Annotated in this window: 8 protein-coding genes; 4 read left to right on the forward strand and 4 right to left on the reverse strand. The window is 62.7% G+C overall.

Features of this window, described 5'->3' with window-relative positions; translation table 11 throughout:
* Positions 1-294 precede the first annotated feature (294 nt).
* Genes C8K61_RS19930 through C8K61_RS19940 form a run of 3 tightly spaced genes read right to left on the reverse strand, consistent with a single transcriptional unit; the run spans position 295 to position 3,455 of the window.
* Positions 295-1,056 carry an SDR family oxidoreductase gene (locus C8K61_RS19930; protein WP_108098042.1) on the reverse strand — a complete coding sequence of 254 codons (762 nt, stop codon included), beginning with the start codon at positions 1,054-1,056 and terminating at the stop codon, positions 295-297.
* Between the two features lies 1 nt (position 1,057).
* Positions 1,058-1,996: an alpha/beta hydrolase gene (locus C8K61_RS19935; protein WP_108098043.1), complete on the reverse strand. Its 939-nt coding sequence runs from the start codon at positions 1,994-1,996 to the stop codon at positions 1,058-1,060.
* Positions 1,980-3,455, reverse strand: coding sequence for an NAD(P)/FAD-dependent oxidoreductase (locus C8K61_RS19940; RefSeq protein ID WP_108098044.1), 1,476 nt, complete (start codon positions 3,453-3,455; stop codon positions 1,980-1,982). Before C8K61_RS19940 ends, C8K61_RS19935 begins: the two co-directional genes overlap by 17 nt.
* A 112-nt stretch (positions 3,456-3,567) precedes the next feature.
* Here C8K61_RS19940 and C8K61_RS19945 point away from each other — a divergent pair, with 112 nt between their 5' ends.
* Positions 3,568-4,596 (forward strand): AraC family transcriptional regulator, encoded by a 1,029-nt coding sequence (locus tag C8K61_RS19945; protein ID WP_108098045.1) that lies wholly within the window; start codon positions 3,568-3,570, stop codon positions 4,594-4,596.
* Positions 4,597-4,752: 156 nt separating this feature from the next.
* On the opposite strand, the gene C8K61_RS19950 is transcribed toward C8K61_RS19945, so the two are convergent.
* Complete coding sequence (locus tag C8K61_RS19950; protein WP_158272526.1) at positions 4,753-18,690, reverse strand: retention module-containing protein; 13,938 nt, start codon at positions 18,688-18,690, stop codon at positions 4,753-4,755.
* A gap of 458 nt (positions 18,691-19,148) precedes the next feature.
* Between C8K61_RS19950 and C8K61_RS19955 the strand changes: the two genes are divergently transcribed.
* The 3 genes from C8K61_RS19955 (at position 19,149) to C8K61_RS19965 (ending at position 24,388) form a co-directional block, all read left to right on the forward strand.
* Positions 19,149-20,504 carry a TolC family outer membrane protein gene (locus tag C8K61_RS19955; RefSeq protein ID WP_108098047.1) on the forward strand — a complete coding sequence of 452 codons (1,356 nt, stop codon included), beginning with the start codon at positions 19,149-19,151 and terminating at the stop codon, positions 20,502-20,504.
* A 342-nt stretch (positions 20,505-20,846) separates the two neighbouring features.
* Positions 20,847-22,997, forward strand: a complete 2,151-nt coding sequence (locus C8K61_RS19960; protein WP_108098186.1) for a type I secretion system permease/ATPase — start codon at positions 20,847-20,849, stop codon at positions 22,995-22,997.
* Between the two features lie 32 nt (positions 22,998-23,029).
* On the forward strand, positions 23,030-24,388 hold the full coding sequence (locus tag C8K61_RS19965) for an HlyD family type I secretion periplasmic adaptor subunit (RefSeq protein WP_108098048.1): 1,359 nt from the start codon (positions 23,030-23,032) through the stop codon (positions 24,386-24,388).
* The last annotated feature ends 37 nt before the right edge of the window (positions 24,389-24,425 follow it).

Here is a 24,425-nt window from a genome sequence, read left to right on the forward strand (position 1 = left end):
CTGCATGCGCAAGCTGCTAGTGATCCTGAACGCCATGCTCCGTGACCAGACCCATTTCGATGCGAATAAAGCTTGATTTGAAACACGGTTGCTCCCTCCGTCGTCGCTCCAGGGGCCGGGCTGAGGGCCATCCATGGCCCCATCCCTCTTCGCGGCTCCCGGCCGCTACGACCCCTTACGCAACGACTCCGCTCGGCCTGGCGCTAAAGGGGCGGGTAGATCAAAAGCGATAGATCAAGAGCGGTGGATCACAAGCGGTGGATCACAAGCGGTAGATCACGCTTCGTGACTGACTTACGGGCGGCTAATCACCCCCATCAACCACCGGGTCATGAAGGATGGCGACACCTGCCCCAACCAATACAGCACTTTAAATTGCAGGCTGATCGGCCGATGCACCGCCGCACCGTGGGCCTGCTGCCAGCAGGCCTCGGCGATGTCTTCGGCTGTCAGGTTTACCCCCAACCGCCTCAGCGCCGGTGGTTCGAACTGCTGGCTGGAAACCATCGGCGTACGCACGAACGGCGGCATCAGGTCGCCGACACGAATGCCATGGGCACGCCATTCCAGATCCAGCGCTTCGGTGAGCCCGCGCACTGCCAGCTTCGAGGCTGAGTAGCTGGCCATATGCGGCGTGCCGTACAGGCCCGAGGCCGAGCCCATGTTGATCACCTGCGCGCTCGGCGTGGCCTTGAGGTAGGGAAAGGCGGCGTGGGTCATGTTCAGCAGACCCAGCACGTTGATGTTGAGAATGGCGGCATGCTCGGCCTGGCTGATCTGTTCGAACAAACCAAAACGCAAAATCCCCGCGCAGTTGAACAGCAATCGCAGTTGACCGTTATGCCGGGCGCAGAACTCACCCAGCACGCGCTGCACCTCGGCCACGTCGGTGACATCCAGGCGCGCATACCAGGCGCCTCCCAGCTCCGCCGACAACGAGGCCAGTGCCGCCTCGTTGATATCCAGCAACCCCACCTGCCAGCCCTTGGCGTGAAACAGCCGCGCGGTCGCCGCACCAATGCCGGAAGCGGCACCGGTAATCAGAATGTTGTCCATTTCAGCGCCCTGCCTGACGAGCGAGCTGCTCCTGAATAAAGCTGGCCACCCGGTTCAGCGCCAGGTCCGCCACATCCAGCAACCCGGCGTGGGCCTGAAAGACGTGCCAACAGCCGGCATAACGCTGCAACTGCACCGTCACCCCCGCCGCGGTGGCGCGCTCAGCCAGCCGCAGGCTGTCGTTGAGCAGCACTTCGTCTTCGCCCACCTGAATCAACAACGGCGGCAGGCCGCTGAGGTCGGCGTACACGGGTGACAGAAACGGATCGCGGCGATCGATATTCGCCGGACAGAACAATGCACCGGCCTGCTGAATCCACGCCAAGCTCAGCAACGGATCGCCAGCCGGCGGCTTGTGCAGTTGGCTCAGGCTGGCATCGGTCAGCGGCGAAAAACACACCAGCGCCGCCGGTAACGGCTGGTTCAACGCCTTCAATTTGAGCACCAGGCCCAACGCCAGATTGCCGCCGGCCGAATCGCCACCGAGCAGAATCTGCTCGCCGCGATAACCCTGCGCCAACAGCGCCTGGTACGCCGCTAGCCCATCGTCCAGCGCCGCCGGAAACGGGTGCTCCGGCGCCAGCCGATAATCCGGCACACACACCGCCAGTTTGGCGCGCTTGGCTAACTGGCTGGCAATGCCGCGGTGGGTGGATGGCGCACCAATCAGGTAGGCGCCGCCGTGGAACCACAACATCACCTGCTCGGTGTCGTGCGCCGGGCGGTGCCATTCACAGCGCAGGCCCGCCAATGTGCTGTCCGCTCGGCGCACGCCGCGCGGAATCACCGCTGAGGCTGTCAGCGCGCGCAGCATCCAGCGTTGCCCGGCAATCGGCATCGGCGGGCGAATCAGGCTGCGAAACAGCAGAATCAGGCTGGTGCGCAGCACGCGGGCCAGAATGCGTTGACTCAAGCGTGGCGGCTCAACGAATGCAGTCATAGTGGGCAAGCTCCGGGCGGCGGGTGTAGTGGCGGTAAGTGAAGGTGAAACCGGGCCAGTTGACGGTGTTCTTGCCGCTGGCGGTTTTGTACCAGCTGTTGCAGCCCTGCTGCCAAATCGAATGGTCGACGGCTTTTTGCAGACTGTGGTTGAACTCGGCCTGCACGGTGGGCTTGAGGTCCATGTAGCGCAGTTGCTGCTGCGCCAGTTGCTGGATGCAGCCGAGCACATAGGCGAACTGGCTCTCCAACATGTAAATGATCGAGTTGTGGCCCAGGTTGGTATTGGGGCCATAGAGAATAAAAAGATTGGGGAAACCGCTGACGCTAATGCCCAGGTAAGCTTCGGCGCCCTCCTTCCAGGCCGCATTCAGGTCCTGGCCGTTGAGGCCGGTGATCTGCATCGGCGCGAGGAAATCAGTGGCAGCGAAACCGGTGCCATAGATGATCGCGTCCACCGCCCGCTCGCGGCCGTCGGCCGTGCGCACGCCGGTTTCGGTAACCGACTCGATGTCTTCGCTGACCACCTCCACGTTGCTGCGCACCAGCGCGGGAAAGTAGTCGTTGGAAATCAGAATGCGCTTGCAGCCCATGGGGTAATCCGGCACCAGGCGCTGGCGCAGTGCCGCATCAGCCACGCTGCGGTGCAAGTGCCAGTGAAACCTCAGCTGCATGGCCTTCATCATTTTCGGCACTACGGTAAAGGCCAGCACGCGCGCCTCGTGCTGCACGTACTTGAGGCCACGGTCGATCTTCTGCAGCCACGGCAAGCGACGCATCACGGCGATTTCCCACGGCCGGTAGGCGCGGTCCGGCTTGCTCAGCACATAGGCCGCCGAGCGCTGGAACACATGCAATTGCGCCACCTGCGGGGCAATCTGCGGAATGAATTGAATGGCACTGGCGCCGGTACCGATCACGGCCACGCGTTTGCCCGTGAGGTCGTACTCGGCATTCCAATTGGCCGAATGAAACGCTTCGCCTTTGAAGCTATCCAGCCCGGCAATCCGCGGCACCAACGGCCGGTTCAATTGACCACAGGCACTCACCAGCGCCTGCGCACTCAGCACCGCACCATCGACACAGGTAACCCGCCACAACCCAGCCTCGGCGTCGAACTGCGCATGGCGCACCTCGGTGTTGAAGCGAATACGGGGGCGCAGCCGGTACTTGTCGGCGCAGTGCTGCTGGTAGGCAAAAATCTCCGCCTGGGGCGCGAACTTGCGCGTCCAGTCGGTTTTCGGTTCAAAGGAAAAGGAATACAGGTGCGAGGGCACATCGCAGGCCGCGCCGGGGTAGCGGTTATCGCGCCAGGTGCCGCCCAGGTCGCTGGCTTTTTCCAGCAGCAGAAAGTCGCTGATACCCGCACGCTGCAACTGGATGGCCAGGCCCATGCCGGCAAAACCGGCGCCAATAATCAGCACGCGCAAGGGCGCCGCTGACGGGGACGTGTTGTTCATTGTTGTTATCCCTGATGGTCAAGTGGCAGTAGCCACGGCGCTAAGACTAGAACGCCACACTGGCGATGGTTATGGCATAGTCGGCCATCAACTTGTGATTTTCGGACAAAACATGCCGAACACCGCCACCCCCACCTGGCCTACCCGCCGCAGCGCCATCAGCGCCCAACTGCTGACCCAATTTGGCCTCGACCAGGGCTTGGCGCTGGACACCTGCCTGGCGGGTACCGGCCTGGACCTGGCGTTACTGGCCGACCCCGGCGCCGAAATCGACGCGACCCAAGAGCTCCTGCTGATCGGCAATCTGGTGACGGCCCTCGGCCATATCCCGGGCATCGGCATCAAAGCTGGCTTGCGCTACCAACTCAACACCTATGGCATCTGGGGGTTTGCCATGCTCAGCAGCGCCAACTTCCGCGACGCCGCGCACCTGGGCTTGCGTTACCTGGACCTGACCTATGCCTTCAGCGGCATGCGCCTGGAAGAGCGGGATGACGAAGCGCACTTTATCCTCGACTCGGACCAGGTGCCGGCAGCCTTGGCGGGCTTTATTCTCGAACGCGACCTGGCCGGGGTGCTGAGCATCCAGCGTGACCTCACTGCCGTGCCGATGCCACTAACCGCCGTGTGCCTGACCGTAGCCGAACCTGCAGACCTCAGCCTGTACCTCGACCTGCTGGGCGTGCGCCCGCAGTTCAACGCCCGCGAAAACCGCCTGATCTTCCCCCGCGCCCTGCTCGACCGCCCGCTGCCCGGCGCCAACCCGCAGGTAATGCAGCACTGCGAACAGCAATGCCAGGCGTTGTTGGCCAAGCGCCGCGTGCGTGGCGGGCTCAGCGGGCGAATCCGCGACCGTTTGCTGGCCCAGCCTGGACGGTTGCCGGATATGGAGCAGTTGGCGGATGAACTGCACATGACCAGCCGCACCTTGCGGCGGCGGTTGTTGGCGGAGAACAGCAGTTATCGGCTGTTGCTTGAAGAGGTACGCCAGGCGTTGGCGGAAGAATTGCTTGGCACCGGTGGTTTGACGTTGGAGGAGATTGCGGAGCGTTTGGGCTACGGCGAGATGTCCAATTTCATGCATGCATTCAAGCGCTGGAAAGGGGTGACGCCGGGGCAGTTTCGGCGGTCTGGGGTTTGAAGGTTTGCTTTGCGGGCTGGTCCGGTTTCATTGTCACGAGCGCTGGGCGCGAAACAAAATGCTCCGCACATGGGGTAGAAAACCTCCTCTATCCATGCAACAAAATCGGCAAAAAAAAGCCCGCCATTAAAGGCGGGCCAAGTCAGGAACAACCGTTTAAACAGTGTCAGTTTTCAACGTGTGGTCGGTGAGCATCCCATTGATCACCGTAGCCGCATCCGGCCCGCCGTAAGCCGCCGCCAGATCCACCCCAGTCAACACCACGCTCTGCGCAATTCCGCCGCCAGGCGTGGTGCTGATGTTGATGGTGGTGGTGCTACCGAAGTTGAAGCTCAGGTAGTCATCCAGCGCCGTGCCGGTCTGGGTCACCCCGGACAGCAGTTGCGACAGGTCGAGCACATCCGAGTTGGCGCCGGTGCGGGTGAAGTCACTGATGGTGTCAGTGCCACCCAAGCCGCCTTTTTCCCAGATGAAGGTGTCATGGCCATCGCCACCGATCAGGGTGTCGTTGCCCAGGCCGCCAACCAGGAAGTCATCGCCACCCAGACCGCTGATGGTGTCGTTGCCAGCGCCGCCATACAGGTAGTTGCTGCCGTTGCTGCTGCCGCCGCTGTTGCCCGTCAGGGTGTCGTTGAACTCCGAACCGATCAGGTTCTCGATGCTGCTGAACGTATCCGAACCTCCGCCGCCACTGGAGGTACCGGCGCTGAGGTTGACGACCACCGCCGAGTTGGCGTCGATGTAGCTGGCGGTGTCTACGCCATTGCCGCCGTTAAGCGCATCGTTGCCCGCGCCGCCGGCGAGGATGTCGTTGCCCTCCCCGCCATTGAGCGTGTCGTTGCCCCCCAAGCCGATCAGAATGTCATTGCCGTCACCGCCGCTAAGGGTGTCTGCGGAGCCATCGCGGCCGAGCAGAATCTCATCGCGGAAGGTGCCGTCCAGGGTGCTGTCGCCCGCATCGCGCACCACACTGACCGCTGCCGTATCCAGCGCCGTGGCGTGGTCCAGAGAGGCGGTGTAGTTGAAGCTGCCGCCGTTGGTGGAGCTGTTGCCAATCTCGGTGAAGGTGATACTCGAGCCGTTGTGAGTGACCGTACCGTCCAACGCGCCATTGGCAGCGATGGTCGATAGCAGGTTGTGGCTCGGGCCGGTGTCATTGGCCAGCAGCGCCCAGGTCGGGATGTTGATCTCATCGGCACCGGTCTGCGCGTTGACGTTGGTCAACACCAGATCATCACGCACCACCATCGGCGCCTGGCTGGCACTGATGGCGATGTTCAGCGCCGCTTGCGCGCTACTGTCGCCGTCCAGGTCCATCAGGGTGAACAGGATGGTCGCGGCAATCGCCGTGCTTACCACGCTCGGTGGAGTGAACGAGTAGGCGCCGGTGCCCACATTCACCGCCAGGCTGCCACCCGAAGGCAGGCCCAGGGTGAGAATCCCGGAGGAATAGACCCCGGTAGTCGTGCCTGAACCGCTACTGGCCACGGTGTTGCTGGTTTTGTCGTAGGTGAAGGTTTTGCCATCCACCGTCAGGGTGCGCACGAACCCGCCATCGGCACCGAAGCTGCCACCGGTAGTGAGGTTGCCCAACAGTGGCGAGGCCTGGGCAGTGCTGACCAGTACCGAGCTGAGGTTATTCAGGTCGGTGACCACGGTGCCCGTGGTATTGGTGTTGGTGGTGCCGTCGTAGGCAATCGGATGCAACGCCGCCTCGGTGCTGCCGCTGCCCATTCCCAGGGCGTAGGCGCGCACGTTATTGGCGGTGAGGAAGTTGATCCACGCCTGCTCTTCCGAGAGGGTACCGCCGCCAGGCCAGCCCGCGCCTGCACTGCCGGCAGCGTTAGAAATCCCGGCATCACCGTTCGGCTCGTTGGGTTCACCGTCGGAGAGGAAGTACGCCACGTTCTGCACATTGCCGGTGACGATCTTGCCCGGCTGAGCATAGGTACTGATCGCCTGGATCAACGCCGCGTCATAGTTGGTGTTGGTGGTAGGGTCCAGACCCAGGATCGCGGCCTTGGCGTCAGCAATCGACACCCACACCTCCTCTTGCGTGGCCGAGGAGGCAAAGGTCACCACACTGACCTTCACATCACCCAGCGCGTCGTATTGTTCGAACAGCTCCAGCAGGGCATTTTTCGCCACATCCAGGCGGGTCATGCTGCCCACCCCGGCGCCGCTGTCCATGCTCCCGGATATATCCAGGACGATCATCAGATTGGTGTTCAGGCTGGTGGAAGCCTGGCCGGTTTGGGTGATATTGGCCGCTGTCGGGGCATCGTCGCGGAAGCTGATGGCGTTGCCCAGGTTCAGCGAGGTGCTGGCCGAGTCGCCGTCCTTGTCCACGACCGTGGCCACCAGTTGCACCAGGTTGGCGGCACCCAGTGTGGCGACCTGATCCGGCCCGGAGTTGGGCAGGTGCAGAATCGCGCGGGCCTGGTCGAGGCTGACCTGGCCGGTAACGGTGTCGACGCCCACGGTAAACACCGTGGTGGCGCCCACGCGACCGACCACCTCGTTACCGACCTTGTACAGCAGGATATCGCTGCCAGTGGCGCTGTCTTTCAGGCCGCTGTTCACCCCGGCAGCACTGACATTCAGGCTGTAGGAAGTAGTCCCCAGGCCATCGGCACCGCCCACGGCGGTGAACGAGCCAGTGAAGTTTGCCGACGCATTGCCGGCCAGGTTGGTTTCATCCACCTGCAGGGTCACCGGGGTGACGTTGCTCAGGCTGATGCTCGGAGCGTCATCTTTGAAGCTGATGGCGCTGCCGAGGTTGAGGCTAGCAGTGGCGGTGTCGCCGTCTTTGTCGACCACAGTCGCTACCAGCTGCACCAGGTTGGCAGCACTCAGGCTGACCTCCTGATCCACCCCGGTATTGGGGGTATGCAGCACGGCACGCAGTTGGTCCAGGGTCACTGCACCGGTGCTGCTGTTGACCGACACACTGAACACCAGCTCATTGCTGCTGGCCGTGCGACCGACAATCGCCCCACTCTCGACGCTGAGCAGCACGTTCTGGCCGGTGGCCGAGTCATCCAGGCCACTGTCCACACCCGCCGCGCTGACCTTCAGGCTATAGGTGGTGGAGGCAATGCCATCAGCCCCACCGACGGTGGTGAAGGAGCTGGCGAAATTGACGATCGCATTGGTCGCCAGGTTGCTTTCATCCACCTGCAGGGAATCGGCAGCGGCCGCGCCGGCACTGATGCTCGGGGCGTCATCTTTGAAGCTGATGGCGTTGCCCAGGTTGAGGTTGGCCGTGGCGGTGTCACCGTCCTTGTCGGTGGCGGTGGCAGTCAGTTGAATCAGGTTGGCAGCAGCCAATCCGGCGACCTGATCCGGCCCGCTATCCGGGCTATGGATGATCGCGCGCACCTGATCGAGGGTGACCAGGCCCGTGCTGCTGTTGACCGAGACACTGAACACCAGCTCATTGCTGATGGCGGTGCGGCCGACAATCACCCCGGATTCGTTGCTGAGCAGAATATTCTGCCCAGTGGCCGAGTCGTCCAGGCCGCTGTCCACGCCCGCCGCACTGACCTTCAGGCTGTAGCTGGTGCCGGCCAGGCCATCGGCGCCACCCAGGGCGCTGAAGGAACTGGCGAAGCTGGCATTGGCGTTGGTCGCCAGGCTGGTTTCGTCCACCTGCAGGGTGCCCAACTGGGCACTGGTGAGGCTGATGCTCGGCGCGTCATCTTTGAAGCTGATGGCGTTGCCCAGGTTCAGCGTGGCACTGCTGCTGTCACCGTCGTAGTCGGTACGGGTGGCGGTCAGTTGCACCAGGTTGGCGGCGGCCAGGCCTGCGACCTGATCCGGACCACTTTCCGGGGTGTGGGCAATCGCCCGTTGCTGGTCGAGGGTCACCTCGCCCGCAGCGTTCACCGACAGGCTGAACACCGTGGTGCCGCCTACCCCGCCGTACTTGCCGACCACATCGTTGCCGATTTTGTACAGCAGGATGTCGTTGCCGGTGGCGGTGTCTTTCAGGCCGCTGTTAACCCCGGCAGCGCTGACGTTCAGGCTGTAGGTGGTGCTGCCCGCAGCGTCGGCGCCGTAGCCGCCGGTAAAGGCGCTGGCGAAGCTGACGCTGGCGTTGGTGGACAGGCTGGTCTCGTCCACTTGCAGGGTCGGTGCCGGCGCGGTGGCCAGACCGACTACCGGCACATCGTCCTCGATCTGCACCAGGAAGCCGCCGCTCAAGGTCATCGGGTTGCTGCTGCCATCCACGGCTTTGAGGATGCTGGCGAAATTCAGGCTGAGAATTTCGTTGTCATCGCCATTGCCCACCGGATGGTCCAGCGGCCCTTTGAGGGTGAAGGTGTAGTCACCGTTGCTCGACAGCTGCAAGGTGAACACCTGCGGCCCGCTGGCGCCGGCTTTGGCGGTCAGGGTATCGCCCGACACGCTGTACACCAGGGCGACGCCATGGGAGGTCGCAGCCGGCAGGCCACTGGTGTTGCTCAGCAGGCTGAACTGCGCGGTGCCAGGGCCGGACACCAGGTCGCCAACGCTGCCGGTGGCGATGGTGTTGACGCTGTCGCCATCGGTGATACCGGCGGCCAGTTCGTCTTCGTCGACACGGGCGATGACCGGGCCGGCATCCTCGACGTAAACCGTCAGGGTGGCCGACGACGGATCGCCGTCATGGTCGATGATGCTGTACTGGAAGGTTTCCACCTTGTCGCCACTGATGGTGGTCGGTGCGCTGTAGCTCCAGGCGCCGGTGCTGAAGTTGAACGACAGTTTGCCGCCTTCAGGCGTAACGATATTGCTCAGGCTGTTGCCAGCAATGTTGGCCCCGGGGCCGCTTGGGTCGATGGTATTCACCCCGTCCCACACATAGGTCACACCACCGATCTGAATCGACTGGATATGGCCCGGACCGTCGGCGCCATAGCCGTCGTCGTCGCCACCCCCTACGGCGTTGTTGTTGCCCAGCAGCACGTTGCCGTTGACTACGCCGGCAATCTGGCCGACCAGGGTGTCGATCAGGGTATCGAAGCCGCTGACCAGAATCGGGTCAACGGTGCCATCCAGATCTACCTGCCCCAGGTGGGTGATGTCGATGCCATCGCCGATGCCGATGGCGGTAACCCTGATGTGGTTGTTATCGACGAAGTTATTCCACTCGATGGCACCGGCATCACTCAGTGAGTTGCCGCCGCTACCGGTGTTCTGGTTGGGGTTGCCGTCACTGATAAAGAACACCTGATTGTTCGCACCCGGAAGCGGCGTGAAGTCGGTGACCACCTTGTGCACCGCGTCGGTGAAATCGGTGCTGCCATCGAACGGCCGAGTGCCACCGGTGGCCGGGTTGAGGGCATTGATCTTGGCCGCGAAGTCGGCGTAGTTGTCATAGCTTGGGTACGACGCCGCGCCATCCGAGAACACCACGATCTGCGCATGCACATCGCCTGTGGTCGCAGCAAACAGCGCCTGGGCCGCGGCTTTCACCGCCACCAGCATCTGGTTCAGTTCGGTATTGTTGATGCTGCCGCTGAAGTCCAGCACGAACACGGTATTGAAGCTCTGCGCCGGTGCCACCTGCACATAGGCCTGGTCGGACTTGGCCAGTGGGGTGTCGTCGTCGACGTCGATGTTCAGGCTGCCGGTGGCTTTGTCACCGTCCTTGTCGGTGACCTGGTAGCTCAGGCTGAAGCCCTGGTTGTTTTCCGCATTGGCGGTGGCGTGGTCGATCGGATTGTTCTGCGTCACGGTGTAGGCACCGGTGCTGGTGTTCAGCGTGACGGTCAGCACGGTGGTGCTGCCCTGCTGAACCAGCAGCGAGGTGCCTGAGGTGACGTAGTTGAAGCCGCTCGGTGCGCCAGTGGTCAGCCACTGAATCGACCCAGCGCCATCGGCGCCATAGCCATGGATCAGGGTGCCGCTGGTGTTTTGTGCGTTGATGTCATCGCCAATGCCACTGGCATTGCCATTGGGCAACGCGTCGTCGTCGAGCAGCACGGTGTTGTTGCTACCCACGCTTGGGCCGTCATCTTTGAAGCTGATAGCGTTGCCCAGGTTGAGGGTGGCGCTGCTAGTGTCGCCGTCGTAGTCGGTGATGGTCGCGGTCAGTTGCACCAGGTTGGCGGCACTGAGGGTGGCGGCCTGATCGGCACCGGTGTCCGGGGTGTGGGCAATCGAGCGGACCTGATCCAGGGTCACCTGGCCACTGGCATCCACCGCCACGGTGAACACGGTAGTTCCGCCCACCCCGCCAATTTTGCCGACCACGTCATTACCGATTTTGTACAACAGGATGTCGTTGTTGGTAGCGCTGTCCTTCAGGCCACTGTTAACCCCGGCACTGCTGACATTCAGGCTGTAGGTGGTAGAGCCCGCGCCGTCGCCACCATACAGGCCGGTAAACGAGCCGGCGAAGTTGTGGCTGGCGTTGTCCAGCAGATTGGTTTCGTCCACTTGCAGCGAGGCGGCGGTGGCGTTGCCGGCACTGATGACCGGCACGTCGTCTTCGATATTGACCAGGAAGCTGCCGGCCAGCGTCAGCGGATTAACGCCGTTGGTGGCCTGCAGAATGCTGGCGAAATCGAGGGTCAGCAGCTCGTTGTCATCACCGTTGCCAACCGGGTGGTCCAGCGGGCCTTTGAGGGTGAAGGTGTAGTCGCCGTTGCTATCCACCTGCAGGGTGAACACCTGCGGGCCTGTTGGGCCGGCGGTGGCGGTCAGGGTATTGCCGACCACGCTGTAGACCAGCGCGACTCCATGGGAGGTGGCCGAGGCCAGACCGCTGGTGTTGCTGTTCAGGCTGAACTGCGCGCCGCTGCCGGCGGCGCTCAGGTCGCTGACACTGCCGGTGGCAATGGTGGTGAACGCATCGCCATCGGTGATACCGGTGGCCAGTTCATCTTCATCGACGGTGGCCACCACCGGCGAGGTGTCTTCCACGTACACCGTGAGGGTGGCCGAGGATGGGTCGCCGTCGTGGTCGACGATGCTGTATTGGAAGGTTTCCACCTGGTCGCCGCTCAGCGACGTCGGGGCGCTGTAGCTCCAGGCGCCGGTGCTGAAGTTGAACGAGAAGGTGCCGCCGGCCGGAGTGGCGATGTTGGTCAGTTGATTGCCAACAATGTTCGCCCCACTGCTTGGGTCGATGGTGTTCACCCCGTCCCAGACATAGGTGACGCCGCCCACCTGAATCGACTGGATATGCCCTGGGCCATCGGCGCCGTAACCATCGTCGTCGCTGGTGCCGGCCACGCCGTCGCTGCCGTGCAGCACGTTGCCATTGACCATGCCGGCGATCTGGCCGACCAGGGTGTCGATCAGGGTATCGAAGCCGCTGACCAGAATCGGGTCAACGGTGCCATCCGCATCCACCTGCCCGAGGTGGCCGATGTCGATGCCATCACCAATGCCGATGGCGGTGACCGTGATGTGGTTGTTATCAACGAAGTTGTTCCACTCGATAGCACCGGCATCACTCAGCGAATTGCCGCCTGTACCGAGGTCCAGGTTGGGGTTGCCGTCGCTGATAAAGAACACCTGGTTGCTGGCACCGGGGATCGGGGTGAAATCAGTCACCACCTGGTGCACGCCGTCGGTGAAGTTGGTGTTGCCGTTATACGGCCGGGTACCACCAGCGTCCGGATTGACGGCGTCGATTTTGGCCGCAAAGTCGGCGTAGTTATCGAAGGTTGGATAGGACAACGCATCGCTGGAGAACAGCACGATTTGCGCATGCACATCGCCAGTGGTGCCACTGAACAGCGCCTGGGCCGCGGCTTTCACCGCCACCAGCATCTGGTTCAGTTCGCTGTTGTCGATGCTGCCGCTGAAGTCCAGCACGAACACGGTGTTGAAATTCTGCTGCTGCGACACCTGCACCGAAGCCACATCGTTTTGCGCTTGCGGGGTGTCGTCATCGACGTTCAGTTGCAGGGTGCCATTGGCCTTGTCGCCGTCCTTGTCGGTGACCTGGTAGTTGAAGGTGAAGGCCTGGTTGTTTTCGTTGTCCGCGTTGGCGTGATCGATCGGTGCGTTCTGCACCACGCTGTATTGGCCGGTGCTGCTGTTGAGGCTCACGGTCAGCACGTTGGTGCTGCCTTGCATCACCAACAGGCTGGTGCCGGAGGTGGTGTAGGTGAAGCCAATGGGCGCGCCGGTGGTCAGCCACTGAATCGAGCCGGCGCCGTCGGCGCCGTAGTTGTGCGCCAGGGTGCCAGTGGCATTCGAGGTGTCGACGTCGTCATTCACGCCGCCGGCAATGCCGTTGTCCAGGGCATCGTCGTCGAGCAGCACAGCGTCATTGCTGGCGACACTGGGGCCGTCGTCTTTGAAGCTGATAACTTTGCCGATATCGACGGACGCAGTGGCGCTGTCGCCGTCGCCATCCACCACGGTGGAGCCCAGGCTGATATGCCCGGAACCGAGGTACGCGGCTTCGTCCGGGTCCAGGGTTGGGTGCACGATGCTGCGCAGCTGATCTAGGGTCACGGTGCCGCTGGCATCGACGTTAAGGGTGAACGAAATATCACCACCCATGCCGCCAACGCGGCCGACGATGGCACTGCCCTCTTTGAACAGCATGATGGTCGAGCCGGTGGCGGTATCCACCAGCCCGGAGTTGGAGCCAGTAACGTTCAGCGCATAGCTCTGGCTGGCCAGGCCGTCGGCGCCGGCCTGCACGTTGAAGGTGCCACTGAAATTGGCACTGGCGTTGGTGCTGAGGTCGGTCTCATCCACCTGCAATTGCAGCGACGAACCCCAGGTAACGTTGGTGGCCACGTCGTTGTAGTCGTAGTCCGAGCCCAGGGTGAGGTCTTCCCAGTTCTGGTTGCCGGCACTGCCGTTGTCTTGCAGGTGCGAGCCGCCTGGATTGAGGGTGGCGTCGTTGAACAGCACGTTGGCACCATCCGAACCGGTCAGCGGCGTGCCGCCCACCGAAGCAACCCAGGCTCCGCCGACCAGACTGAAGGTCACGCTGGCACCGTTGACCAGGCCAGGGTTGTTGCTGGCGCCATTGGGGATGATGAAGAAGCCAGTGTGGGCCGGGTCCAGACTGCCAAGGTCGGAGGTGTCGCCAGCACTTTGATTGTGCACGTTCGCCCAGATGATCTTGCCGTCTACCGGCGTGCCATCGGCGGCCTTGGTGTAGTAGCCATAGCTGTTGTTGTAACCGGCGCTGCTGCCTTCGAAAGTGACGAAGGAATTGCCGCCGAGGTCGGCCGCCTGAATGGTCGGGCTGTCGTCGTCGATAGAGACGGTCAGTGAACCGGTGGCGCTGTCATCGTCCTTGTCGGTGACGGTGTAGCCGACGTTCAGGAGGATGTTGTCTTCGGTGCTGGTGTCCGGGTGCATCAGCGGTTGCAGGAGGTTCACCGTGTAGGCGCCAGTGGCCGGATCGGTGAGGGTCACGGTCAGCAGCGCGCCGCGGGCGGAGCTGATGGTCAGGGTGTTGCTGCCGGCATCCCAGGCCGAGGTCACAGTTTCACTGCCCAGAGTGGTCGGGCCCGTCAGCACAATGCTTTTCAGGCCATCGGCACCGGCCGCAAAGGTCAGGTTGCCGGAGGTGCTGGTGGCAGCACCCGGCACATCGCCTGGACCGCCATTGATGCCGCCCGACAGGCCTTCGTCGTCGAGCACCACTGGCACAGTGGTTTGCCCGGCAGTCGGCGCATCGTCGTGGAAGCTGATGGCGTTGCCGAGGTCGAGGGTGGCGCTGCTGCTGTCACCGTCCTTGTCGGTGATGGTAGCGGTCAGTTGCACCAGACCGCTGCCCAGGCCAGTGGCCTGATCCGGGCCGGTGTCCGGGCTATGAACGATGGCCAGGCGTTGATCGAGGCTGACCTCGCCGCTGGCGGCATCCACCGAGACCACGAAGGAAATCGCCCCCGCCGAGCCGCCCACGCGACCGACGATGTCATCACCGACTTTGTACAGCAGGATGTCGTTGCCACTGGCAGTGTCTTTCAGGCCGCTGACCGTGCCATCGGGCACTGCCGCCAGGCTGTAGCTGGTGGTACCGGCGCCATCGGCGCCATAGTTGCCGCTGAAATTGCCGCTGTAATTGCCATGGGCATCGGCGCTCAGGTCGGTTTCATCCACCACCAGGCTGGCCACTTTGCCCTCGCCCACGCTGATGCTCGGGGCATCGTCGAGGAAGCTGATGCGGTCACCGATGTTGACGGTGGCGGTGTCACTGTCACCGTCCTTGTCGGTGATGGTGGCACTCAGTTGAATCAGATTGGCCACCAGGCTGCCGGTGGATTGGTTCGGCCCGGTATCCGGACTGTGTTCGATGGCGCGCTGCTGGTCGAGGGTGACCGTGCCGCCCGCATCGACGGTGACTTTGAAGGAAATCGCGCCGGAGGCATCGCCCACCCGACCGACGATATCGTTGCCCTCTTTGAACAGCACAATGGCGTCGCCACTGGCGGTGTCCACCAGACCGCTGTCGGCGCCGTCGGCACTGACGTTCAGGTTGTAGGCAAGGGTACCGGGGCCATCGGCACCGAAACTGCTACTGAAGGCACCGCTGAAATCGGCACTGTGGTCAGTGGCCAGGAAGGTTTCATCCACTTGCAGGAATGCCACCTGGCCCTCGCCCGGATTGATCACCGGCGCATCGTCGTTGAAGGTAATGGTGTTGCCGATGTTGAGGGTGGCGGTGCTGCTATCGCCATCCTTGTCGGTGATGGTCGCGCTCAGCTGCACCAGGTTGGCCACCAGGCTGCCGCTCGATTGGTTCGGGCCGGTGTCAGGATTGTGCTCAAGGGCGCGTTGCTGATCGAGGGTGACCACGCCGTCGGCGGCTACCGTGACCTTGAACGACACGTCGCCTGCCGGGCCACCGACCCGGCCGACAATATCGCTGCCTTCTTTGTACAGCAGAATCGCGTCGCCACTGGCGGTGTCCACCAGGCCGCTGTCCGCACCGGCGGCGCTGACGTTGAGGTTGTAGACCAGAGTGCCGGCGCCATCGGCACCGAAGCTGCTGGTAAAGGCGCCGCTGAAATCGGCTTGGGCATCGGTGCTGAAGTCGGTTTCATCCACCAGCAACGCGATGCCGGCGGCAGTGCCGGGCACGATGCTCGGGCCGTCGTCGCGGAAGCTGATCACCCCGCCGAGGTCGAGGGTGCCGGTGGCGGTATCGCCGTCGTTATCGGTAGCGGTGGCCACCAGGTTGACGTGGCCGAGGCCGAGGTAATCGACGTCGTCCGGATTGCTGCCATCGGCATGCACCACGGCACGAATCTGGTCGAGGGTGACCTTGCCGGTGCCATCGACGCTGAGGGTGAACACCAGGTCGTTGCTACCCACGGTACGGCCTTCAATGCCACCGGCACCCAGGGTGAGTACCACCCCTTCACCGGTGGCGGTATCCACCAGGCCGGTGCTGGTGGTGCCGAGGGTCAGGTCATAGGTCAGGCTTTGCAGGCCATCGGCACCGGGCTGCACATTGAAGGCGCCGCTGAAGTCGGCTGAGGCGTTGACGTCCAGGTGGGTTTCATCCACCTGCAATTGCAGGGTCGAGCCAAAGGTGACGTTGGTGCTGACGTCGTCATAGTCGAAGTCGGAGCTGTTGGTGAGGTCTTCCCAGTCCTGGTTGCCAATACCACCGACGTCTTGCAGGTGCGCACCGCCCGGGTTGAGGGTGGCGTCACTGAACAGCACATTGGCACCGTCGGAACCCACCAGTGGCGTACCGCCGACAGAGGCGACCCATTGGCCGCCAACGAAGCTGAAGGTGACTTCAGCACCATTGCTCAAGCCGGCGTTGTTGCTGGCGCCATTGGGAATGATGAAGAAACCGGTGTGGGCCGGGTCGACGTTGCTGATATCGACGGTATCGCCCACGGTCTGGTTATGCACGTTCGCCCAGATGATCTTGCCATCCACCGGGGTGCCATCGTCGGCCTTCACGTAGTAGCCGTAGCTGTTGTTGTAACCGGCGTTGCTACCCTCGTAGGTGACGAACGAGCTGCCGCCGATATCGGCGGTCTGGATGGTCGGGCTGTCGTCGTTGATGGTCACCGTCAGGGTGCCGCTGGCTTGGTCGTTGTCGCCATCAGTGACGGTAACGCCGACGTTGAGGGTGATGTCGTCTTCGGTATCCACCGCTTCGTGCATCAGCGGTTGCAGCAGGGTTACGGTGTAAGCACCGGTAGCGGTGTTGGTCAGCTCCACAGTGAGCAGTGCGCCACGGGCCGAGCTGATGGTCAGGGTGTTGGTGCTGGCATCCCAGGTCGAGGTCACGCTTTCGCCGCCCAGGGTGGTCGGGCCGCTCAGGGCCACACTTTGCAAGCCATCGCCGCCGGCCGCGTAAGTCAGGTTGCCACTCACGCTGGTGGCCGCTCCGGGCGCATCATCCGGGCCGCCGTTGATGCCGCCGCTGAGGCCGTCTTCATCCAGCACGGTGTTGGCGGTGACATTCCCGGCAGTCGGCACATCGTCTTCGATATCGATGGTGAACAGGCCATTGGCCTGGTCGAAGCCTTGCACCGGGTCGCCGTCGAAGTCGGTGGCGGTCAGCAGGTGGGTGAAGTCGATGCCAAGGATTTCACCGTCGGCAAACAGCTCGCCATCGTCGCCATCGGCTTGTGGGTGGTCCAGCGGGCCTTGCAGGGTGAAGCTGAAGCTGCCGTCGGCACCCACTTGCAGGGTGAACACGTCATAGCCGGGCACGCTGGCGGTCAGGGTGGTGTAGCTGCCGTCACCGGCGATGGTGACGGTGAATTCCAAGGCCACGCCACCGGAAGTCAGGCCCTGGGCCTGCATCAGCGCGTTGGCGGTAGCGGTGCTGACCAGGCCGAAGCTGCCGATGCCATCGGCACCGAAATTCACCAGGCTGAGCAACGAACCGGGGCCGGCTTCGTAGCTGGCGTACACGGTTTGCGCTGGATCAGCATCCGCACCTTGCGGGTCGCTGTCTTCGTTGTTGCCCTCGTAGGGCGCGTTCAGTGCCGGCTGGGCTGGCAGGGCGAACAGGCTGGGGCCTTCGCTGGGTGGGGTCTGGGTCAGGGCATCTTCATGCACGGTGCCGCCGACGTGGGGGAAGGCCAGCAGTTGCGGGCCGTTGTCACCATTGCCCTCGCCTTCGCCATCGAAGGTCACCAACTCGGGGCTGTCGTCGTTGACGCTGACCGCCAGGTTACCGGTGGCCGGCGTGCCGTTGCCGTCGGTGATGGTGTAGTTGAGGTTCAGATTCAGGGTGTCTTCGGCGCCGGCCACCGGGTGGTCCAGCGGCAGTTGCAGTTCGAAGCTGTACGCACCGGTGAGCGGGTTGGTGTTGGTCGCGGTGAACACCACCGGGCCGTCAGCACCGCCGCGGTGGGCAGTGAGGGTCAGGCCATCGGCGCTGATCACCGCGACCAGGGCCAGGCCATGGGAGCTGAGGGCGGACAGGTCGACCGCGTTCCAGGAAAACGCGCCAGGGCCGTCCGCGCCGAAGTTGTAACCGAGGCTGCCGCTGATGGACGCCGGCACACCCGGCAGGTCATCGCCGTAGCTGCTGCCTTCGATGCTGCCGGGCAGCTCGCCGTCTTCGTCGAGGGCAATCGCCACGTCACCGGCTGTCGGCGCGCTGTCTACCGCCACACGATTGGCGTCGGGTTCCGGATCGGGAAATTCAGGGCCACGCACCAGGCCTTCAGTGGGGAAGCCAATGGTCGGGTCGACCGCGCCACCGACTTCGGTCAGCAGCACAAAGGAGCGACCGCCGCCGGCGCCGCCTGCACCACCCGCACCGCCTGCACCTGGGCCGGCTGCGGTGGCTTCACCCTCTTGGGTGGGGTCGACGCCCGCCTCGATGGCGGCCTGCAGTTTTTCGACGTCGGTGAGTTCTTTCTCGCTGGGGGTCGCCGGCGCAGTGGGGTCTACGGGCGTAGTGTCGTTGCCACCGCTTTGGCCGGCCAGCAACGAGGAATCAAGATTGAGGCTGCTTTCGCGGCCGAGGGTCAGTTCACCGCCGTTGGCCAGGGCCACGGCAACGGCGCCTTGCGCGCCTGTATCCAATTGTTCGCCGGCGTAGACCCGATCACCTTCAGTCAACGCGCGTCGCGATCCATCGCTCGCTACCGCATAGACCTCGCCGATTACCTTACTGACGACACCAATTAACGTAGCCATGATTCCTTCCTCACTACCGCTGCCGACGGACCGTCGACACGACATTTCAAAAGGGCCAAAAGCCTTTCAAAACCTGAGGAATTTGAGAAACCAACTGAAAGTTATGCATTGATGCCTTGCATCAAAAAGCCATGACGTCAAAAAATTATCGCCCTAGCCTGCCTCGAACTACCAGCAGATGTTCTCCCCGTTCCAGACGCTCTAAACTGCATTTGACCGTGATTTACAAGCCTCGCCAGAGCCACAGACCCCGAAAAACGTGACTTGCAGGCAAAAACAATGTGCTCGTTTTCACACACTGCATAAGATTTTTTGTTCATAAGACTTGTTCCAAAAATTTCTTAGCTTCTTCTAAAGATGTTCTTAGCTGTGATGTTACAAGCCTGAAACGGTTCATTGGGCATATAAGCCAATTTATTGGCGAAACCAACACAACACACACATCTGGAGAAGTACCCATGCCTGCACTAACCCCCTTGTGGAGCAGCGTGCTGCTGGCTTTGGTCTGCGCTCAAGCGCAGGCCATGAGTCTGTCCGAAGCCATCCAAAGCACCATCGACACCCACCCTGAGCTGCAAGCCAGCATCAACGACCGCCGCTCCACCCTGGAGCAAGTCAAGGTTGCCAAGGGTGGTTACCTGCCCGTTGTCGATGCGATTGCCGGCTACGGCCGTGAGGAAACCGACAACCCCACCACCCGTGGGCTGACCGGACACAACAAGGAGCAACTGACGTACGGCACCTCGCAACTGCGTTTGCGCCAGATGATTTTCGATGGCTTCAACACCCCCAATGAAGTGGCCCGCACCGAAGCCGTGGTCGACTCGCGCGCGTATTACATTCAAGGCACCGCCGAAGACCTGGCCCTGCGCACCATCGAGGTGTACTTGGAAGTATTGAAGCGCCGCGAGATGGTGGCACTGGCGAAAAACAACCTGCAGGCCCACCAACGCATGGGTGACCAGATTGGCCTGCGCAGCGAACGTGGGGTGGGCAGCGCGGCTGACACCGACCAGTCCGCCGCTCGTGTGGCCCTGGCGGCCAACAACCTGTACACCGAAGAAGTGAACCTGGCCGACGCCGAGGCCAACTTCTTTAGCGCCGTCGGCCGCATGCCCGACGAGCTGGAAACACCCGCCTCGATCAAAGGCCAGGTGCCGGAAGACCTCGCCAGCGCGCGGCAAACGGTGATCGACAACAACCCGCTGCTGAAATCGGCGCAGTCCGATGTCAACGCCGCCGAGAAACAATACGAAGTGGCCAAGTCGCCCTTCTACCCACGCCTGGACGCCGAACTGGCCGCTAACGCCAACAACAACACCGCCGGTGATGAAGGCCACGACAACTCCTGGCGGGCCGGCGTGGTAATGACCTACAACCTGTTCAACGGCGGCCGCGACAAAGCCAACCTGCAGTCCTCGGCCTACAAGATCAACCAGGCCATGGACATCCGTAACAATGCCCTGCGGGTGATCAACGAAAACCTCTCGCTGGCCTGGAACGCCATGCAGAACGCCCGCCTGCAAACCCCGAAAGCGCGCGACTACGCCGACTACACCAAACGTGTGCGCATGGCCTACCAGGACCAGTTCGGCCTCGGCCAACGCACCCTGCTCGACTTGCTCGACAGTGAAAACGAGCTGTTCACCGCCAACCGCCGCTACGTCGAAGTGCGCTACACCGAAGAGTTCTCGATGTACCGCCTGCAATCGGCCATGGGCGACCTGCTACACAAACAAGGCACCGTGCTGCCAACCGAAGCCACCGCCCTCAACGACGTGAAGAGCACAGCGCAACTACCTGCGATGAAATAACCCCGTGCGTAAAGCGCACGCCGTTACGTAGGTTGGGTTAAGCGCAGCGCAACCCAACAGGGAGCCCAGAGGGCTCCGCGTGAAGGTCTCCTGAGGGACAGATACGAACTACCTGCCCGCCTCAAGACCGCTACGCGTAAGCCAGATGACCGACAAGCGCCGGCCTCTGGCCGGCCTGTTGGGCTTCGCTGCGCTCAACCCAACCTACTCGATAGCGTATGTATCAGCCCCGACGTTTGAAGTCCGGCGACGATTGTCTGAACCCCTCTACAACGGTGTGTTCACACAGCAGTCAGCCGAGTTCTCAAGGTCTGAATCAGGAGTAGCAAGACTGTGACCACCATGGAACGGGCCGGCCCCTCCGGCGATCCGCGGTTAGACCATGACGACCCGTTGCTCGACGGGTTGTTGATCCTCTGCAACCTGCACAATTGCTCCGCCAGCCGCGGCAGCCTGAGCGCCGGCTTGCCGATGCCCGAACAACGCCTGAGCCCCGAACTGCTGCCCCGCGCCGCAGCCCGCGCCGGTCTGCAAGCACGTTTGCTGCGCCGGGAACTGAAAGCCATTTCCGCCCTCAACCTGCCGGTGCTGCTGCTGTTCAAAGGCGGGCGCTGCGCCGTGTTGCGTGAATGGGGGCCGAACAATCAGGCGCTGATTCTGCCCAGCGAGGCCGAAGGCGGCGAGCAATGGGTCAGCCGCGAGCAGCTGCAAAACGAATACGCCGGCCAGGCGCTGTTCGCCCGCCCCCGCCACGAACTGGAAGACTTGCGCACCCCGCTGGTGCCAAGGGTCGAGGCGTGGTTTCGCGACACCCTGAAGCTATCGCGCTGGCTGTACGCCGACGCCATTCTCGCCAGCCTGCTGATCAACCTGCTGGGCATGATGGTGCCGCTGTTCGTGATGCAAACCTACGACCGGGTGGTGCCCAACCAGGCCACCGCGACCTTGTGGGTACTGTCCATCGGCCTGTTGCTGGGCACGATTTTCGAACTGCTGCTACGGGTGCTGCGCTCGCACTTGCTGGATGTCGCCGGCAAGAAAACCGACGTGGTGCTGTCGGCCACCCTGTTCGAACGCATCACGGGCATGTCCATGATCGCCCGCCCGGCCAGCGTCGGCGGCTTTGCCCAGAGCATCCACGACTTCCAGGGCCTGCGTGAATTTCTCACCGCCGTAACCCTGACCAGCATCATCGACCTGCCCTTCGCCCTGCTGATGATCATCGTCATCGGCCTGCTCGGTGGCTGGATCGTGATAATCCCGCTGCTGGCCTTCCCCATCACCATCGGTTTTGCCCTGATCATCCAGTCACGCCTGCGCGACACGGTGCAGAAAAGCCTGGCCCTGGGTGCTGAGCGCCAAGCCCTGCTGATCGAAACCCTCAGTGGCCTGGAAACCCTGAAAGCCTGCAGCGCCGAAAGCGAGCGTCAGCACAAATGGGAAACCACCCACGGCGCCATGACCCGCCTGGATGCCCACGCGCGCAACCTGTCGGCCCTGGCCACCAATGGCACGCTGTTTCTGCAGCAGTTCTCCGGCATGGCGACGATCATCGCCGGGGTGTATTGCATCATCGACGGCAACCTCAGCGTCGGCGCTCTGGTTGCCTCCTACATGCTCGGCAGCCGGGTAATGGCGCCACTGGGACAGATCGCCGGGTTGATCACCCGCTACCAGCAAGCACAAATCACCATGCGCAGCACCGACGCGATGATGAGCATGCCGCAAGAGCGCCAGGCCAAGCAGCGTCCGCTGGAGCGCACCCACCTCAAGGGCGCGCTGGACATGCACAAAGTCAGCTTCACCTACCCCGGCGCCAGCGCCCCGGCCCTGGTCGGTGCCAGCCTGCACATGCAGGCCGGCGAACGCATCGGCATCATCGGCCGCAGCGGCTCGGGCAAAAGCACCCTGGCGCGGCTGATCATGGGTTTCTACACCCCCGAAGAAGGCCAACTGCTGCTCGATGGCCTCGACCTGCGCCAACTCGACGTTGCCGACCTGCGCCACCAGATCGGTTACGTCGCCCACGACTTGCCGCTGTTGTCTGGCAGCCTGCGCGACAACCTGACCCTCGGCGCCCGCTACGTCAGCGACGCACGGATGCTGGAAGTGGCCGAGATGACCGGCGTCAACGAGCTGGCCCGGGCGCACCCGCAAGGCTTCGAACGACCGGTGGGTGAACGCGGCCAACTGCTCTCCGGCGGCCAGCGCCAAGCCGTACTGCTGGCCCGCGCACTGCTGCTCGACCCACCGATTCTGGTGCTCGACGAACCCACCAGCGCCATGGACAACGCCAGCGAAGAAGCACTGAAAGCCAAGCTGCAAACCTGGGTCCAGGGCAAGACCGTGCTGCTGATCACCCACCGCACCTCGATGCTCAGCCTGGTCGATCGCCTGGTGGTGCTCGACAACGGCCAGGTGATGGCCGACGGGCCGAAAGAAGCAGTCATCGATGCCCTGCGCAAAGGCCGCATTGGCCAGGCCTCGGTGTGACGTCAACGAATTGAGTGTGTAACGGGAATCCCATGGACCTGAGCCAACCCCCACGCGGCTATTTTTCCAGCCTGCGGCAGAAGAAGCAGGACACCGAGTTCATGCCGGAAGTCGACGGCGTGGTCCGCGAAGACTCCCCCTGGCTGTCACGCATCACCTTGTGGGCCACCTGCGCCCTGCTGCTCACCGCCCTCGGCTGGGCGCACTTTGCCGTGCTCGATGAAGTCACCACCGGCGAGGGCAAAGCCATTCCCTCGAGCAAGGTGCAAGTGATCCAGAACCTCGAAGGCGGCATCGTCACCGAGATCTTCGTGCGCGAAGGGCAGATGGTGAACAAGGGCGACAAACTGATGCGCCTGGACGACACCCGTTTTCTCTCCAACCGTGGCGAAACCGAAGCCGATCGCCTGGCGCTGGTGGCGCGGGTCGAGCGCCTGTCTTCCGAAGCCGAAGGGCGGCCGATGGCGCTCTCCCCCGACATTCTGGAAAAGGCCCCGCAACTGGCGGCCGACGAATTGGCGCTGTACAGCTCGCGGAAAAAACACCTGGAAAGCGAACAGCGCACCCTCAACGAACAGCTGCGGCAGAAAACCCAGGAACTGGCCGAATTCCGCTCCAAGGTCGAGCAATACCGCTCCAGCCTCGGCCTGCTGCAACAAGAGCTGAACATGTCCGAACCGCTGGTGGGCACCGGCGCGATTTCGCCAGTGGAAATCCTCCGCCTGCGCCGCAGCGCCGTGGAAATCCGCGGTTCGTTGAACTCCACCTCGTTGGCCATTCCGCGCGCCGAAGCGGCCATCGATGAGATCAAAAGCAAAATGCAGGAATCCGACCTGGCCTTTCGTTCCGACGCCTCGAAAGAGCTCAACGAAAAACGCACCGAACTGCAGAAAATCACCGCCACCAGCGTCGCCATCGACGACCGGGTCACCCGCACCACCGTGGTTTCACCGGTGCACGGGATCATCAAGACCCTGAAGATCAACACCATCGGCGGCGTGGTGCAGCCGGGTAGCGACATGCTGGAAGTGGTGCCGTTGGAAGACAACCTGCTGATCGAAGCGAAAGTCCGCCCGCAGGACGTGGCGTTTCTGCACCCTGGACAGAATGCGATGGTGAAATTCACCGCGTATGACTACACGATTTATGGCGGGCTGAAAGCCAAGCTGGAGCTGATTTCTGCGGACACGGTGACGGACGACAAGGGCAATAGCTTTTATCTGATTCAAGTGCGCACCGATAAAAACCATCTGGGCACCGATGAACATCCGTTGCTGATTATTCCGGGGATGGTGGCCAATGTCGGGATCGTGACCGGGCACAAGAGCGTGTTGGATTACCTGCTCAAACCCGTACTCAAAGCGCGCTCGGAAGCCATGCGCGAACGGTGATTTGACGGTACTCCGTAGGTGAGCGAATGAAGACCTT

The sequence above is a fragment of the Pseudomonas sp. GV071 genome, from assembly GCF_003050835.1.
GTDB lineage: Bacteria > Pseudomonadota > Gammaproteobacteria > Pseudomonadales > Pseudomonadaceae > Aquipseudomonas.

Bases quoted from the DNA above. Each gene is read 5' to 3' on its own strand.
- C8K61_RS19930 (WP_108098042.1), bottom strand. From the start codon at position 1,056: ATGGACAACATTCTGATTACCGGTGCCGCTTCCGGCATTGGTGCGGCG.
- C8K61_RS19935 (WP_108098043.1), bottom strand. From the start codon at position 1,996: ATGACTGCATTCGTTGAGCCGCCACGCTTGAGTCAACGCATTCTGGCC.
- C8K61_RS19940 (WP_108098044.1), bottom strand. From the start codon at position 3,455: ATGAACAACACGTCCCCGTCAGCGGCGCCCTTGCGCGTGCTGATTATT.
- C8K61_RS19945 (WP_108098045.1), top strand. From the start codon at position 3,568: ATGCCGAACACCGCCACCCCCACCTGGCCTACCCGCCGCAGCGCCATC.
- C8K61_RS19950 (WP_158272526.1), bottom strand. From the start codon at position 18,690: ATGGCTACGTTAATTGGTGTCGTCAGTAAGGTAATCGGCGAGGTCTAT.
- C8K61_RS19955 (WP_108098047.1), top strand. From the start codon at position 19,149: ATGCCTGCACTAACCCCCTTGTGGAGCAGCGTGCTGCTGGCTTTGGTC.
- C8K61_RS19960 (WP_108098186.1), top strand. From the start codon at position 20,847: ATGGAACGGGCCGGCCCCTCCGGCGATCCGCGGTTAGACCATGACGAC.
- C8K61_RS19965 (WP_108098048.1), top strand. From the start codon at position 23,030: ATGGACCTGAGCCAACCCCCACGCGGCTATTTTTCCAGCCTGCGGCAG.